Annotated in this window: 12 protein-coding genes; 5 read left to right on the forward strand and 7 right to left on the reverse strand. The window is 47.5% G+C overall.

The features are described 5' to 3' along the window. Window positions 1-38: 38 nt before the first annotated feature. The 6 genes from MKY73_RS22780 to MKY73_RS22805 all read right to left on the reverse strand — a co-directional run bounded on the left by MKY73_RS22780 (window position 39) and on the right by MKY73_RS22805 (window position 8640). A complete protein-coding gene (locus MKY73_RS22780; RefSeq protein WP_339303575.1) occupies window positions 39-2258 on the reverse strand; it encodes a Tex family protein in 2220 nt (739 codons plus the stop codon). A 281-nt stretch (window positions 2259-2539) separates the two neighbouring features. Beyond that, window positions 2540-4729 (reverse strand): alpha-galactosidase, encoded by a 2190-nt coding sequence (locus MKY73_RS22785; RefSeq protein ID WP_339303576.1) that lies wholly within the window; start codon window positions 4727-4729, stop codon window positions 2540-2542. Between the two features lie 234 nt (window positions 4730-4963). Then, the gene (locus MKY73_RS22790; RefSeq protein ID WP_024630714.1) at window positions 4964-5314 is read right to left on the reverse strand and encodes a type II toxin-antitoxin system PemK/MazF family toxin; all 351 of its coding nucleotides are present in this window, start codon (window positions 5312-5314) and stop codon (window positions 4964-4966) included. 3 nt (window positions 5315-5317) lie between these two features. Further along, a complete protein-coding gene (locus tag MKY73_RS22795) occupies window positions 5318-5599 on the reverse strand; it encodes a ribbon-helix-helix protein, CopG family (RefSeq protein WP_017690037.1) in 282 nt (93 codons plus the stop codon). Window positions 5600-5859: 260 nt separating this feature from the next. Continuing rightward, window positions 5860-7047 carry an alanine racemase gene (gene alr, locus MKY73_RS22800; RefSeq protein WP_339303577.1) on the reverse strand — a complete coding sequence of 396 codons (1188 nt, stop codon included), beginning with the start codon at window positions 7045-7047 and terminating at the stop codon, window positions 5860-5862. A 393-nt stretch (window positions 7048-7440) separates the two neighbouring features. Beyond that, on the reverse strand, window positions 7441-8640 hold the full coding sequence (locus MKY73_RS22805; RefSeq protein WP_339240365.1) for a DUF4367 domain-containing protein: 1200 nt from the start codon (window positions 8638-8640) through the stop codon (window positions 7441-7443). Between the two features lie 248 nt (window positions 8641-8888). Between MKY73_RS22805 and MKY73_RS22810 the strand changes: the two genes are divergently transcribed. After that, on the forward strand, window positions 8889-10382 hold the full coding sequence (locus tag MKY73_RS22810; protein ID WP_339303578.1) for a serine hydrolase: 1494 nt from the start codon (window positions 8889-8891) through the stop codon (window positions 10380-10382). Between the two features lie 237 nt (window positions 10383-10619). Here MKY73_RS22810 and MKY73_RS22815 read toward each other — a convergent pair whose 3' ends face one another. Then, window positions 10620-12506, reverse strand: a complete 1887-nt coding sequence (locus MKY73_RS22815) for an ABC transporter substrate-binding protein (protein ID WP_339303579.1) — start codon at window positions 12504-12506, stop codon at window positions 10620-10622. A 129-nt stretch (window positions 12507-12635) separates the two neighbouring features. Here MKY73_RS22815 and MKY73_RS22820 point away from each other — a divergent pair, with 129 nt between their 5' ends. The 4 genes from MKY73_RS22820 to MKY73_RS22835 all read left to right on the forward strand — a co-directional run bounded on the left by MKY73_RS22820 (window position 12636) and on the right by MKY73_RS22835 (window position 17334). After that, on the forward strand, window positions 12636-13931 hold the full coding sequence (locus MKY73_RS22820; RefSeq protein ID WP_339303580.1) for an MFS transporter: 1296 nt from the start codon (window positions 12636-12638) through the stop codon (window positions 13929-13931). Window positions 13932-14093: 162 nt separating this feature from the next. After that, window positions 14094-14303, forward strand: coding sequence for a helix-turn-helix transcriptional regulator (locus MKY73_RS22825; protein ID WP_017690042.1), 210 nt, complete (start codon window positions 14094-14096; stop codon window positions 14301-14303). 1 nt (window position 14304) lies between these two features. Continuing rightward, window positions 14305-15075, forward strand: a complete 771-nt coding sequence (locus MKY73_RS22830; RefSeq protein ID WP_339240360.1) for a DUF3169 family protein — start codon at window positions 14305-14307, stop codon at window positions 15073-15075. Between the two features lie 51 nt (window positions 15076-15126). Next, on the forward strand, window positions 15127-17334 hold the full coding sequence (locus MKY73_RS22835) for a serine hydrolase (protein WP_339303581.1): 2208 nt from the start codon (window positions 15127-15129) through the stop codon (window positions 17332-17334). Window positions 17335-17464 lie beyond the last annotated feature (130 nt).

Here is a 17464-nt window from a genome sequence, read left to right on the forward strand (position 1 = left end):
CCTGTTCAGGGAAGGCTGTTCTCCAATTCTGTTGCTTATTAAGACTGTTGCGCAGAAGCAGGCTTCTTCATCGTAAGGCCGACACGGCCTTTTTTGGTATCCACATTCATAACCCAGACCGTTACATTATCCCCGACAGATACAACATCCATCGGGTGTTTAACATATCCGTTGCTGAGCTGTGAAATATGGACAAGCCCATCACTCTTAATTCCAATATCAACAAAGGCCCCAAAATCAATTACGTTCCGAACCGTACCTTGCAGCTCCATACCTTCTACCAGATCCTCAATTTTCAATACATCTGTACGGAAGATTGGCAACGGCATCTCCTCACGCGGGTCACGACCCGGACGCTGCAAGCTGTCCAGAATGTCACGCAATGTAGGCACACCTACGTTCAGTTTCACAGCCAGTTGCTCGGGCTGTTGCTCGGACAGTAACACCGACAGTTCCTTGCTGCCGAGCTTGTCCAGTGCAACCTGAAGCTCCTTGAACAGCTGATCCACAACCTTGTAGGACTCCGGGTGAATTGGTGTACGATCCAATGGATTCTCACCCTCACCAATACGCATAAAGCCTACGCACTGCTCATAGGTTTTGGCACCCAGACGGGGCACCTTCTGAAGCTGACGGCGGTTCGTAAACCGGCCATTCTCTTCACGGTACTTCACAATGTTCTTGGCAATCGTAGCGTTAACCCCAGCCACATATGACAGCAACGAAGGTGAAGCCGTATTCACGTCCACACCGACATGGTTAACTGCAGATTCGACGACAGCCTTCAGGCTTTCTTCCAGAACCTTCTGGGAAACGTCATGCTGATATTGCCCCACACCAATAGCTTTTGGATCAATCTTAACCAACTCCGCAAGCGGATCTTGTACCCGGCGTGCAATGGAAGCTGCACTGCGCTCCGCAACATCCAGATCCGGGAACTCTTCCTGGGCCAGTTTGGATGCAGAATACACACTCGCCCCTGCTTCGTTAACAATCAGATACACCAGACTTTCATCACCGTTCTCCTGAATGATCTCGGCAACAAACTGCTCCGTTTCACGCGATCCGGTACCATTACCAATGACGATCAGTCCGATATCATATTGCTTGATCATGCGGTGGAACACTTCCGCAGCTTCACGTTTCTTGTTGTGTGGTGGTGTTGGATAGGTCACAGCCACTTCCAGCAGCTTGCCCGTATCATCTACGACAGCCAGTTTACAGCCCGTACGATAGGCAGGATCGACACCCAGCACGCGTTTGCCATGAATCGGTGGTTGAAGCAACAGATTACGCAGATTGGCCGAGAATACCGAGATGGCCTGATTTTCGCCTTTTTCCATCAGTTCTCCACGAACTTCACGCTCGATGGAAGGCGCAATAAGCCGCTTGTATGCATCTTCAATCACATCACGCAGGATATCCTGCACGGCAGAAGCACCACGAATGATCTGTCCTTCCATATGACGATGGGCCGGTTCTGCCTGTACGTCCAGGCCAACTTTCAGAATATTCTCACGTTCCCCGCGATTAATCGCGAGAATTCGGTGTGGAGGCATCTTTTTGGCTAGTTCGCGGTAATCATAATAATTCTCGTACACGGACTCCTCTTGAGCATCCTTCGCTTCTGAAGTCAGCATTCCGTGATCCAAGGTGTACCGACGAATCCATGCACGAATGGCAGCATCGTCTGCGATGTTCTCAGCGAGAATGTCTTTGGCTCCCTGAAGTGCCGACTCCGCATCTTCTACGCCCAGTTCAGCATTGATATATTTCGCAGCTTCCTGGAGTACATTGCCTTGCTTCGGTTGACCCCAGATCCATACAGCAAGGGGCTCAAGACCTTTTTCCTTAGCCACGCTTGCACGCGTTTTCCGTTTCTGACGGAACGGACGATACAAATCTTCCACTTCCTGCAGCTTCACAGCCTGGGTAATGGAATTCTTCAGTTCTCCGGTCAGCTTGCCCTGTTCCTCTATAATACGGATGACTTCCAATTTGCGATCCTCAAGATTGCGCAGATAGACAATGCGTTCTTCAATCAATCGCAGCTGGTTTTCATCCAGCTCTCCAGTCATTTCTTTACGGTAGCGGGCGATAAATGGAATCGTATTGCCTTCGTCCAGAAGCTCCGACGTTGTACGGACCTGCTTCAAGGACAGTGACAGTTCCTTGGCTACCTGTTTGATGATTCGTTCATGGCGTTCTGCCTTTATTGTTTCTTCATTGGGTTCCAGAACCGTTTCCTGTTCAGACAAAATAAATCCCTCTTTCCTTCCTGAATCTGAATCGTTCGTTACAATCATTTCAGGGCAGCTTTGCTGCTGTAATTACAGTATAGTTGAACCATTTGTTTTTTCCACTCTATCCTATATTATCACAAAATCACATCCAGATTTCCATCAATCCGCAAGCATACAAGTTCTGACAGAATGATGTCATCCTCCAGCCTTCCCCATTACGGCAAAAAAAGACCGAAAAACGTCATCACGACGCTCCTCGGTCCTCCTTTTTTTAAAACTCTATATCACTTTGCAGTCTAAACGCGTTCAAAGCGGAACAGTTCGCTCAGATAGTCTCCTGATGCACTGCCTACCGAAATACCGCCATACATCAAGGCATCGCCGGTAAAGGTCTCTGATCCGCCTTTCAGACGATAATCCGCATTCGGGTCCAATCCTTTCAGCTTCAGGCGCTGAAGTGGCGCATTAGGCTCAGAGAGCACACGGAAGTAGAATACAACCGCTTCGCTTCCGTCTGGTGCAATAAACATCCACGCCGTCTCATTGCCTTCAAACGGACTGAGCAAGCGACGGAACGTTCCATATTGCACCGTTCCACGGATCTCCTTGTACAGCTCAACCTGGGCTTTCACGATGTCGTTCTCTTCCTCCGTGAATTTCGTCAGGTCCAGCTCATACCCGAAGTTGCCCGACATCGCCACATGTCCCCGAATCTCAAGAGAAGTGATCCGGTTCACCTGATGGTTCGGTACCGCTGAGATATGTGATCCCATGGAGCTCACCGGGTACACAAGACTGGTACCGTACTGAATCCGCAAACGGGATATCGCATCTGTGTTATCACTTGTCCACGTCTGTGGCATGTAATAGAGCATCCCTGGATCGAAGCGGCCACCACCACCTGAACAACTCTCGAACAGAATATTCGGGAACGCCGAAGTGATTCGTTCCATAACGTCATATAACCCCAACATGTAACGGTGCGCAGTCTCACGCTGTCTGTCTGCCGGAAGCAATGCGGAACCCACTTCCGTCATATTCCGGTTCATATCCCATTTCACATAAGTAATTGGTGCAGAACCAAGTACGTCTGTTAACATGCGCACGATCTCATCACGAACATCCTGACGAGAGAAATCGAGTACCAATTGTTGACGCCCTTCTGTCCGGCGACGATCAGGCACATGCAGACACCAGTCCGGATGCGCGCGGTACAACTCACTGTCTGGTGAGATCATCTCAGGCTCAAACCACAACCCGAACTGCATGTCCAGACTGGTTACGCGGTTAGCCAGATCATCCAGACCCTGTGGCAATTTGTTCTTATCTACAATCCAGTCGCCCAACGAGGAATTGTCACTGTCCCGGTGTCCAAACCAGCCATCATCCAGAACAAACAGCTCAATACCCAGCTTCTGTCCGGCGCGAGCGATCTGTTCAATCTTGTCTGCGTTGAAACCAAAGTAAGTCGCTTCCCAGTTATTGACCAACACCGGACGCTCTGCATTGCGGAATTTCCCGCGTGCCAGACGCTCCCGATACAATTCGTGGTAGGACTGTGACATGCCGTCCAAACCTGCAGCCGAATACACCATTACGGTCTCAGGTGTCTGGAACGTTTCCTGTGGCTCAAGCTTCCAGCTGAACTCGAACGGGTTGATCCCAAGCGATACACGGGTGGTGTGGAACTGATCCACTTCAGCCTGTGCGGTGAAGCTGCCGCTGTAGACGAGACTGAATCCGTAGACTTCACCCTGATCTTCGTCCGTACCTGGTGTCATCAGCGCAATAAATGGATTTTGCTGGTGACTGCTTGAACCGCGACGACTCTCGATGCCTTGCAGGCCTGACGCAAGCGGTCTGCGCACGATATCACGTTCCCGTGTCCAAGCCCCTGACAATTGCAACAATTCATAATCCGCATGCGGGAAATCGACAGAAGAACTGAGCGCACGCACCACATTCACAGCGGTAGCGCTCTCATTCACGATACGCATGGAACGTGTAATCGCATTAAATGCCGTAAAGGCTGTATAAGAAAGCTCGATCTTGATACCAGCGACGCGGTCTTCCAGCTCAATAACCAGCGTTTCTGCTTCGTCATCGGATTCAACGTATGTTGCTGGCAGTCCGGTAAGCGCTGCCTTTCCTTTGACCAATCGATGACCTGTATACGTAAACTCCGAAACCGTTGAGCCATTCTCAAGTTCCAATTGGATTGCAGGGTTACGGAAATCACTCGTGCCATACACTGGCAATTCCACTGGCAACGTATCGAATGAGATCGTACGATCCTCTGGCACCGGGTTAGGGCTAAAGGACGCTCGTTCTGTCCGTACATGCAGCCAGCTCAGATCGGTGTCGCGTAATTTTTTGCCATAATACAAATGCACCAAATATCCTGAAGGCAGTACCTGAAATACGTAACTGGCCTCACGGGTCTGTAAATGAAATTGAAGTTTCTCCTGATTGATGTAAATGCTCATATGTCTCCTCCACCTCTATATATAGGTCTTTCGGGTAAACAGTTTCTCAGGTTTCATTATAGCGAAAAGATCGCCAATGTTCTACGCTTTCATCAAGCTTTAATCAAAAGAGCGTACAACAGCCCGAAGGATGTCATACGCTCTTTTGGTTACAGTCTGAATTCAGTGTGTTCCCTTACAGGAACATCCATTGCCAACGGACAGCAAATCAGCGTACAAGACGCTGGTTATTGCCTAAAAATCGATTAATCCCAGGCTGATCTGCAAGGCTTCGTTGACCAATTTCATGGTCTCCTCGTCCAGATGGGTAATCTTGTCAGTCAGCCTCTGCTTATCGATCGTCCGTATTTGTTCGAGCAAAATAACCGAGTCCCGGTCAAAGCCATGAGCCGCCGCATCAATTTCAACATGCGTTGGCAGCTTTGCCTTCTGGATCTGGGCGGTGATAGCCGCCACAATACAAGTTGGACTAAACCGGTTGCCGATATCATTCTGGATTACCAGAACCGGCCTGACTCCACCTTGCTCGGAACCGACAACGGGAGAAAGATCCGCAAAAAAAACGTCACCACGTTTTACGATCAATGTCTACACCCCGCTAACTAAGCGGTCCAGAGTGCTGTCCGCATCTTCCTCCGCATGAAAGGCTTCGGATGCCATGGTCAGATTAATTTTTGCCATCTCCATGTACCCTCGCTGCATCGTTTCACGGATGTAACGTTTCTTACGCTCCGTTAAATACAGCTTCATAGCCTGCCTAATCAATTCGCTGCGGTTGGAATTCTCCAGCGCTACGATGCCATCCACTTCCTGCAAAAGATAATCAGGTAAACTGATCATGATCCGCTTGGTGTTCTGCAAGTTGGCCACCTTTCTTCCACCCCCACAAACCTTTCGCCATTGTGAACCAGTATTACGTTTTTCCAGAACTTTTATACAAAGGAATATATATGCCCCGAGTATATCAAGTATGCTGTACTCCATTATAAACACGGGGAACAATATTCGTACAGACCAAACATCTCAATTCAGGAATTAAATCCTCACTGTCATACAACATTCGAGATGCTCCGACAGTTTTCCTTCTGTTCTGAAAAAAAGTTTATTGGTAATGACGTCCAGTTTACCTGTCAGGATGTCAAAAGTGGATTAATTTTGGCGACTACTGCTCCCCCACGGGTATATACCCGTGGAATGCGGTGCGCCATCATGCAGATCACTTCATAAGCAATCGTACCGAGCTGGGATGCCACCTCGTCTGCGGTTATAACGCCACCAGACTGATGACCGATGAGGACAACCTCTTCGCCGACTTGAATTTCTTCCGCTTCTTCTGCGAAAGATTGTAACGACACCATACACTGATCCATGCAGATTGTACCGACGACAGGGACGCGGCTGCCGCGTACAAGCACTTGTGCTTTACCTGTCAGCATTCTTGAGTATCCGTCTGCATATCCGATTGGCAGGGTCGCTATTCGTTCGTACCCTTGCGTAAAATAACGGGTTCCGTAACTGATCCCCCAATGGGGTGGCAGTGTTTTGACCAGAACCGCTTTCGTCTTCAGCGTCAATACCGGGGACAGCTTCACCACCTGATGATTCACCTCAGCCGAAGGATACAGTCCGTACAGGCTTATTCCCACACGTACCATATCATAAGACAATTCAGGTGTATCAATGGCAGCGGCGCTGTTCGCCGTATGTATAATCGGGATGGAACATCCCTGATCCCTGAGCGCATGAACCACGCCTTGGAACCGTCGATACTGCTCCAGTGTATAGGTTTTGTCTTCTTCATCCGCTCTGGCAAAATGGGTAAACATGCCTTCCAGCATCACCTGATTAAGTGAAGCTACTTCCTGGATGAAAGCCAATGCCTCATCGCCAGGTAACAGACCTAATCGGCCCATACCGCTGTCAATTTTAATATGAACCTTCAGTTTGTTAGCGAATGTGCTCGCATCCAGATGTCGAATGGCGTCAAGCACTTCCCTGCTGAACAGCGTGATGGTCACATCATGTTTCCATGCAGCAGCGATCCCTTCAGGCGGCGTATAACCCAACACCAGAATTGGAATCGTAATCCCATGTTGTCGCAGTTCCAGCGCTTCGTCAAGAAAAGCAACACTTAAGTAATCCACATCCACTCGTTCCAGTTCTCTGGCCATCTCCACCGCTCCGTGCCCATAAGCATTGGCCTTCACACAGGCGAGGAATTTCATGCCCTGAGGCAATGCCTTGCGGAAAGCTTCTACGTTAGTACACAAATGATCCAAATTGATGTCCGCTTGGGTCGGCCGATATTGTCCTTGCACGTTAAGTCACCTTCTCTAATCATCTTAATCCGGCTCACGTCAGACTCCATCGTAATGCTCCTGCATGTGACTGTCAAATGAACCGAAGTTTCACATTCAAAAACAGGTGCAAGGCGCGCCGTTTGAGGAACCAATGTGAATACAGAAGAAGACCGATAAGCGAGATTGACAGGGTATAATTTCACTTTTCACCCCATCAAAGAGCTGCTTATATCGATTATTTACCCGGTTCCCTCTGCATAGAAGCGCATTTTGCATTATTGGATGATGGAGCAGGAGAAATGGTTCCAGATGAATACCTATCTCTCATCAAACAAAGCACCGGAGAACGGGTCTCCGATGCTTCTTAGCATTCCTTATGTTTATGCTACTATTCGTTCTTTTGTGCAAAAATCATTTGCCTGACTCTTCCTGCATGGATGTTGCAATGCGTACCATTTCATTCTGAGGAAGGTCCGCACTGGTGATCCGATATTCTATGCCATCTGTCATCCATGTCAGAGTCTTCAATGCATCTCCGCTGATCATTCCCAATGTGAATCCAAGATCCACTACACTGGATGGAGCAAGCGATACAGCTCGATCCTGAGGTCTGGCTTCGAATATCGTGTAATTATAGGTTCCTTCATAACGAAGCATGACCGAATAGTCTCCTGCCTCTTCCAGGATCTGATCATCCTTGAGCTGTACGCCTTCCGGTGCATAGGTTGGTTGAATCACCCCGAAGCTGTCTGCCCCTTCCGGTTCAGCAAGTGTTGGCTCTTCGCCTTCCTGACCTGTTGCGGCCCCCTCTGTACCTTGCTGCTCTGTGTCCCCACCCACACCCGTCTGTCCATCAGTAACAGCTCCTTCTGGTTCAGGCGCAGTCTGAGGATTGGCTGGTTCTTTGCCGCCCTCATTACCGGTTTGCTCCACAGGAGTCACACCGGAGTCGGTTCCTGTCTTGCCGCCTTCTTCAGTACCGGCTGTCATGTTACGTTGCATGTCAAAGGCATCTTTCTCAAATTCAGTTCCGAATTTGAAGGAGTCAAATTTCACATCGACCACAACATTGGCATTGGAGTCGGATACCTCCACCTGTTTAGGTGCATAATCACTTTTGTTCAGCCAGATTTTCTGTCTGACAAGTGCATGTGTATTATAATTGGCAGCTACATCAAATACATAGCTCTCCTTCTCATCCGCAAACTGGCGGGTTGTATCCCCCGTAATGCTCCGAATCAATGTTTCATAGAGATAGACCTGTCCTTGATTATCCGGCCAATTGCTCTGAAAACGGAAGCTTTTGTTCTGGCTAGGTGTCAAAACAAACACGCCTTCATCGTTACGCAGTACAATCTGTGTTACATCCTTTTTGGCATTCGTTAATGCAATACGATAATAGGAAGGCTTCTGATGCCATACCTCGACCTTGTACTGCTGCGGCGCATCTCCGGTATGCAGCGTCATCACGCCTGCCCCCTGGTAACTTTCCATCTCTCCTACGACTTCGTTCAGATCTTTGACCACAGCTGCCGCATCCTTCTTCCCGCAGGCGGCAAGTAAGGCCGATAAGACCAATACCATGGCAAGCATCCATGATATTCGGCGCATGACATCATCCCCTTTAGCACATGTTTTCACTTCAGGATTCTGCTTGCAGCAGAACCCCTACTTGATTAGTACATGTTATGAGGGACTTGTTCGATATATGCGGACTAGTTTGACAAGCAATCGGTGAAGTCGGTTAATACGGCATTGGTACGCAAAATCAGTCTCGGGTAGGATGTTAACTTTATCCAGAAAAGGCATAGTGAATTGTAGGAAATTATTCATTTTATTGACTATGGGGAGGGAAGGGTATGACAAGTACAAAGCTTCGCACATCACTGGAAGGACTGGATGAGTTCATTGATGATCAACTTCGACTATGGAATGGTGTCGGTACAGCGGTGGCTGTGATCCATAAGGATGAGGTCATCTGGCAAAAAGGTTACGGTTATCGTGACCTGGAATCCAAACTTGAAGTTACCCCTAATACGTTGTTTGCCATCGGTTCAAGTACCAAAGCCTTTACCGCAGCAACCGCTGCTCTCCTGGTTGATCAAGATATACTGGATTGGGATGCCCCCGTGAAGTCGTACATGAAAGACTTCAAAATGTTCGATCCGGTCGCAACAGAACGTCTAACTATTCGCGACATGTTGTGCCATCGTTCCGGTCTTCCACGGCATGAGTTGGTATGGTACAACTCCCCACGTACAAGAGAAGAACTTGTACACGCATTACAGTATCTGGAGCCAAATCAAGATTTCCGTAACAAATGGCAGTATCAAAACCTGATGTACATGACAGCCGGTTACCTTGTTGGACAGCTCAATGAAACTTCGTGGGAGCAGATGGTCCAGAATTCCCTATTTAATCCGCTCGGTATGAACTCAAGTCTGTTCTCTGTTGATGAAATGCAACTCCAGTCAGACTATGCTTACCCTTACCTAGAGAAAGAGGGGCAGAATACGAGAATACCATTTCGTATCATTGATGCCATAGGACCTGCTGGTTCCATTAACAGTAATCTAGTCGATATGAGCGCATGGCTTCAATTCCAATTGAATCAAGGTCAATGGGAAGGAGCGTCACTGATCTCTAAGGAACAGATGAAGATTATGCATAGTCCTCAGATGACTAGTGATTCGCCGTTCATAAGCCAAGAGCTACCTGTGAGTACATATGGTCTCGGTTGGATGATTGAGCCTTATCGTGGACATGCCATGATTCATCATGGTGGGGCTATTGATGGCTTTGCATCACAAGTTGCCTTTTTGCCAGAGGAGCAGATTGGAATCGTGGTTCTGAGCAATACCAACGGAAGTATAATTCCGTATACGGTTGCTTTTCATATCATGGACCGACTGCTTGGACTTGAGCCTGTCAACTGGAGTTCCAAATTAAGCAAATTAATGGGGCAAGAATCAGAAGAAACGGAGGTTAATCCGGAGAATCCTTTGGAAGTACCTATTCAGGCAGAAACTACCGTTGAGGAAAAAATGGAAGAACCTCTCATCATACCTTGTGATCGACCTTACACCGCTTATGCGGGTATTTACACGCATCCTGGTTATGGCGAGATGTCTATTCAGGAAACAACGAACGGGTTGCAGGCAACCTTTAACGCCCTCGAAATGCCCATGGAATACACCGGAAAAGATACGTTCTCTGTCGAACTGGTCACATTCGGTCTGAAGGTCACATATACGTTCACCCTAAACGAATCATCAGAAGTTGCTCAATCCATCTCCATTCCTTTGTTGCTTGAGCCGGGTACAAAACCGATTGAATTCAACAGGGTTTCGTAAATGATCTGTGCCTATATACATTGAACTAATGAATGTATTTACACTGGTCACTCCGATGACAGAACAACCTTCTGATCGCTGTTATCCCCAGATTTTTTTGATTCCTTTTCATTAAGGCGAAAATCGGGGATAAGCGTATGCTTCCGATGTAGCTTTCTCTTAGAAAGCTTTCAGGCGAACGCTCTGCTTCCTCAGGTTATTTCTGTCCTCTCCGTTGTGGTAGGTAACCATCCATACCTACCACAACGGAATATACACCGGATAACTCCCATCCTCTTGCTCGGCACCAGGCTTTCTTTTCACCCACAGTCTGCGCAGATCAGGCAGACCATACCCCGCAACACGATAATCTCGCAGCGAATCATGATGGGCATGTTCTTCCCTGAAGCTGTACGCGGGCAGAAGCAGCGCCTCCTGTATCAGTCGATCTTCCAGCTGAATCAATCTTCCCAACCGCTCAGCAGGTTCTTGAATCATCACCACACGTCCGCATTCCTGTTCCAGTTCATGTCTCCAGTAATCATTCATCGCAATCAGGAATAACGTGTTCCGGAAGGTATACATCGTCACGAGGCTCAGCATGACATGATCATTGAAGACTTCTCCTGTATAGATCAGATCACAGTCCCTGAACCCATCTTGATAGACTGCATGGACCGGATCTCCCGGCATAATGTTGATATGTAGGCCGATCTGTTTACATCTCTCTGCAAACCAGACCATGTCTGCCTCCATCTTCTCTCCTTCTTCCACCCATAGACTTAAACTCTGCCCTTGGTATGAGCTACGACGTAATAATGCCGCGGCCTTCGCCAGTGAGGTCTCCACGGAAAGTGCGGGTATAGGTGTGACAGAGAAATTCGATTGTTCCGAATGCTTTTTCCATAACTCCCCTTGATCCGCACCCCCTGTTGGTTGCTGTTCCTGTACTCGTCCTCGAATCAAACTATAAGCAGCCTGTGTGTTTGTGCTCCCGAGCGCTTCCGACAGCTCATGTGCATTCAATAACTGTTGAACAGCCCGGCGAAAATTCACATCATGCTGCGGCCCTTCCTTTTGCATATTAAACGTCATATACACACCACCCTGTATCTCATGCTGCACTGCACGAGGCTCCGCATCCGGAAATAAATCATGCTTGATGATGGACTCCGCCTTTGCCGAGTGGGGAAGCTGCCATACTTCAACGCGATCTACATAAGCACGCCCTCTGAAATAGGCCAGAAACACCTCAAGTACAAGCAGCTTCGAATCATGACGAGTCAATCGATAAGGTCCTGTTCCAATCGGATGAAGCGGGTTCATCTCCACATCTCTAGGCAGGATAGATGCACACATACTGCTCATCAGATCCGGGAACATGAAGTTGGGCTTATTCAACACAAAACGTACAGTCAACAGGTCATACGCTTCTATGCTCTCAATGGAACCAAACAGCGGCCTGCACGGGTTACTCTTATTAGAGATAATGCGATCAAAGGTAAACTTGACGTCCTCTGCATCCAGGATCCTTCCATGATGAAAAGGTATGCCTTTGTGCAGATAAAAGGTCCATTCCCTTCCATCCGCATCACTCTCCCATGCCATAGCCAGACTCGGTTCGCAGACTTGGCGTTCCCCATTATAACGAACCAAACGATCAAAGACCTCTGTAATAATGAATACTTCTCCCCACATCCCCGTCTGCGTAGGGTCGAGAGTCTTAAAAGGTGTATTCTGCGGAATCCGCAATGTATCCACCCGGCCTCTGTCTCCTTCATTCGAAAGCAGGCCGAATTGAGTCTGCATTTGCTGCATCAAATGTTCTCGCATCGGTATTGGCAAGGTGGCTGCCAGTTCATAGGCATCCTCCATCCTGTTGCCATTCAGTAAATCGTCGAACCGTTCACGCGCCACAGTAAGCAAAGGGACACAAAATAACAGCATCGATTTTTTGCCTCTGCCACGCTGTGGGTTCCACCTGACCCATCCGTTCTTCTTGAATTTGTTCATAATGAGGTTCATATTACGCATGGTGCAACATAAAAGATCAGCGAGTTCACTTACCGTTGTATGTACTTCTTGTTCATCATGCACATGCGGGAAGTTCAACCGCAGTTGAATGTAATGTTCTGATACGTCCATATATGCCCTTCCTTCTTCTCATTCTAAAATACGAAATCCACCCGGATGCTTCTACAGTTTTTCTTCATGTTTTCCTCCATTATACTCAGTAACATCAACATGACCAGTGGGAAGGAAGAAGAACAATTTATGAAATACGCCGATCTGCACCCTAACATCCGAATACGTATCATTACAGATTTTTTCACCGATCTGACTCAGAAGTCCATCATTCCATTCATGGCGATCTATCTGAGTGTTCAGATTGGCGCAGGAGTGGCAGGGTTATTGCTGACGGTCAATATTGCGGCTTCCATGATTGTGGGTCTGTGGGCAGGATATTGGTCGGATCGAATGGGACGGAAGAAATTAATGGTGATTGCACAAACTTTGCAGGTCGTGGCTCTACTTTGTTTGGCTATCGTCAACTCGCCGTGGATGGATTCGATCATCGTCACTTGTCTCATGTTTCTGCTCAGCAATCTAAGTTCAGGGATCACAGTGCCGATTGCGAATGCCATGATTGTCGACGTGAGCAGTGAACATGAACGTCATTATGTATATGGGTTACAATATTGGACAACAAACGTTGCTGTAACCTTTGGCGCACTGTTGGGCGGGCTATTTTTCGAATCATTTCGTTTCTTATTATTCAGTCTGGTATGCCTGGAAAGTATGGTTACCCTGTTTATATTAGTCTTTATGATTCGGGAAACAATAGAAAAACGCGCGATTAATCATGGAGATCAATCCAATCATTCCGGTCCATCCACCAGAATATTAGAATCCGATGCTCCCTTCCAGAGGAACATACTGAAAACGTACCGGGCGGTCTTTCAGGACAAACGTTTCATGGTATTTTTCACGGCTACGGTCCTTGCCGTTTCCCTGGAATTCCAGTTGGATAAATATATTGCGGTTCGTCTAAAAAGTGAATTCACCGCCCAACTGTTCGGCTCAGATATCTCTGGTCTGCGTATGTTCAGCCTGATTATGATCATCAACACTGTACTGGTTGCATTGGTTGCAATCCCATTCTCTAGATGGATGGGCCGCTTCCAGTCCCGAGCGATCATGGCTGTCGGTATGTGCCTGTATACCGCAGGTTTCGCCGTTCTTGCTTTCAGCAACTGGGCTTGGCTACTTATATCATCCGCTATATTGCTAACCATTGGAGAATTGATGTACGCCCCTGTTCGTCAGGTCATGCTAGCCGGTATGATCCCAGATTTGGACCGGGCTGCCTACATGGCCGCTGACGGGTTGAGCTATAACGTGGCTGCATTACTCGGAAGTATCGGGTTAACCATCGGAGCCTTCCTGCCCTCATACGTAATGGCTGTTCTGTATGTACTCATGGGGCTTGCAGCACTCGTCTTTTTCCGAATGTCACTTCCGAAGACAGAGGAACAGCATCAACATCTGGCGTGTGCAGAGGCATCATGATATTACTTTTTCGGCAACAACATAATCACTAAGAGAGCCATGGCAGGCTCTCTTTTTCATGTCCAAACTCAACCTATACAAGTAAATTATTATTAACATTTTGTATATTATAGTTTACATTCAGTAAAATATCATGTACATTTTATTCATGGAGGTGAGCAAGTGGAAGAATTGCACAATCATGTTAGGGAGTTACGGGCCAGAGACCGGTTGTCCCAAGCGGAATTAGCCAAACTCATCGGCGCATCCCGTCAAACCATTGCCCTGATTGAACGCGGAGATTACTCCCCATCGGTCGTCCTGGCATTAAAAATAGCCCATGTCTTTCGTGAACCTGTCGAAAAAATCTTTGAATTGAAAGGTGGAGATTAAGATGAACAGAACAACTTCCCCGTCCAAAAAGAACAAGATGCGTCTTCCGTTGTATGCGGCAGGTGGTGCTGTAGTCGGTTTTCTCGGAGCCAGCGGAATCAACAAAATTCCATCTAATTTGAATTGGACGTTGTCCGTTTACTATGACTATGATCTTTTATTTGCATTACTGGCTGCTTCAGTGGTGGTTATGATGTTGTGGAACACGCTCAGTCTTGTTCGTACGCCATCTGTGCCTCCAACGGAAGATGAGGTGTATGGAGATTCTGACTCACTCATCTCTCCCGCTGAGCGTTCCCTCGGAAAAGCGATGATTCTCAGCGGATTGAGCGTTATTGTTGCGTTTACCTGGATCGCACTTGCTCTGTCCTTAAACGCTTCCAACAGAAACATGCCGAATTTTCCCGAACTGTTTAACCTCATGAATCTCTTTGCTGCGTGTATCTCTATTATCATCGTCGTTATACTGCAAACACTGACTGTGAAACGATACAATCGCTATTTCCCTGATCGCGCACTGGATCTGAATTCACGCAACATGAAGAAGGATCATTTCGAGAAACTGGATGAAGGTGAGAAATGGATCGTATACCGTGCAGCCTATCGTTCTTTCCTGATGATGAACATTTTGCTTGGGATCGGCATGGTCTCCATGGTGTTATATTCAGCCCTCTTTAGCTTTGCTCCATTCCCAATTGTAATGCTCTCCGTCATCTGGATTGTCAACATTGGAATCTATTATCGTGAAACCTATCGTGCGAGTAATCAGTAATACATGGATAAGTAACTATTTTGTAAATATTTTCATAAAAGGAGTGTTTGCATGTATCTTTCCGAACGAAAGACCCGCGTCAGGTTCACCTCCCTAATCGGAGCTTTCATGGCTGTTGTTCTGTCTCTTAGTCTATGGGTACCCGCAGTTCAGGCGGAGACCGCGACTCCAGTAGCTGCTGAACAGGGGAAGACGAGAGCGCTGACAGGCGAATCAGCTACAGCATTTCTCGACTCATTCTTTGATTCCGCTGAGGCAAAAGCTCATTATGTTGGAGCCTCCGTTGTTGTTGTGAAGGATGGTAAAGTACTGGCGGAAAAAGGATACGGCTATGCTGATCAGGAGAACAAAACGCCTATTGATCCGAAAAATACGGCCTTCCGTGTAGCCTCTGTCTCCAAAACATTCACGGCAGCAGCCGTGATGCAGCTGGTGGAGCAAGGCAAAGTTGACCTGCAAGCTGATTTTCAAACCTATGTGAAAGGGCTCGAATTCGATAATCCTTTTGACAAACCTGTAACTGTGGAGAACCTGCTCACACACACGACCGGCTTCGAGATCCGTGATCCGCAGCAGGAAGACATCCATACTGATTTTGACAAATACATAACGATGGAGGATTACGCTCAGCAACACATGCCTCCCGTCGTTCGAGAGCCTGGCAGCGCCTACATGTACGATAATTTCTCGTTTTTGCTGCTCGGTATGATTGTGGAGAATGTTAGTGGAGAGCCCTTTGAATCCTATATGCAGCAGCATATCTTCAAACCACTAGGAATGAATAACAGCAGTTTCATGTTGGACGAAAAGTTCCAAAAGCAACTTGCTGTAGGCTATGATGCGGCACACAACCCGCTTGATCTGTATACCCTCTCTCCATCACCAATGCCTCAAGGTGGCATGCTGTCTACCGCTGAGGACATCGGGAAGTTCATGATTGCGTTCCTGAATGATGGCGTGAAGGACAACACACGTATTCTCAAGGAATCTACAGTGAAAAGCATGGAACAGTACCGTTCCTCCATTCATCCATTACTGCCCGATACCACTTACGGGTTCGAAGCACCGTTTCAGCTTCCTGGGGCAGGAAGCAGTTCCAGCGTGATTACCAAAGCAGGCGACCTGACAGGATTCAGCTCTTATCTATTTTTTATTCCTGAGCAAAACACAGGCGTCTTCCTGACCTATAATCAAAATGGAGCACTTCGTAATCTGTTCTACCCGGCATTCATCCAGAATTTCTTCCCGCAATATGCAGAGCCAGTGCAGTTCAAGGAATACACACCGCAAACTGCGGAAGAGTTGAAGCGTTTTAACGGATTGTATGCTGACCTTCGCATCAGCACCATCATTAGCAAGTTGCAAGCTGGCGGCGAAACGTCCAGTGCGCTCAGCATTAGTGATCCGTTCATTGGCGAACGTAAGCTGAGTCAACTGGAAGATAATCTGTTCAAAGATGAATTAACCGGACAGTTCACGGCGTTCAAAACATACGAAGATGGCACAACTTACATGAGAGAACCCTATCTCAACCCATTTGGGTATGCCAAAAAAGGACAACAAGCTGCTGGCTTCCGGGATGTTCGTGAGAATAGTCCCTATGCTGAAGCAATCTATGCCATACAATCTCTTGGATATTATGAGAATGATGCCAACAAGTCTTTCCAACCGAAGACAGCTGTGACACGAGCTGAATTCATTGAAAATACGCTTAAACTCAGTGGATTGAAGCCCAGCAAAACAACGCCACCTGCGGGCACCGACTGGGCAGACCATGCAGCAGCCGGATATATTCAACTTGGATATGAATTGGGTATGATTACGGGCACGGACGAACAGCAGTTTAAGCCGGATCAAGTGATTATCCGACAGGAAGCCATGGTCATGATGTGGAGAATTATGCAATTGCAATATCCTAGCGAACTTTTCAATGATGTGAAACTTGCAGGGCACACAGATCCATGGGCTGTACCTGCTGTTCAGATGATGGCGAAGCTTGGTATCCATGGACCTGAGGCTAGGGTGATGGAGGACGGTTCCATTGATCTTCTTTCTCGCAAACCTCTGATTCGTCAAGAAGAGGCTGCTATCATGTATGCTTTAATCACACAGCCGACAGATCGCATCGTCGCTGAGTTAATGGCTGCTCAGCAGCCGCAAGCCGAACCTGCTGAAGGAGCAGAGCCTGCAGAAGATACATCAGAAATTGCACCGGTTCCTTCACCAGCGACGGTCCCTTCTGAAGTATCGGCACAATAAAAACAAAGTATCTTCATATTGATAAGAATTATCATGCTTATAAATGAGAAAAACAGGCTTGTTCTGAAGGATACAAACCTTCTTGAACAAGCCTGTTTCGTTACTTTTCTTACGTTATTATATGTTACGG

The organism is Paenibacillus sp. FSL R5-0519, assembly GCF_037974275.1.
Classification (GTDB): domain Bacteria; phylum Bacillota; class Bacilli; order Paenibacillales; family Paenibacillaceae; genus Paenibacillus.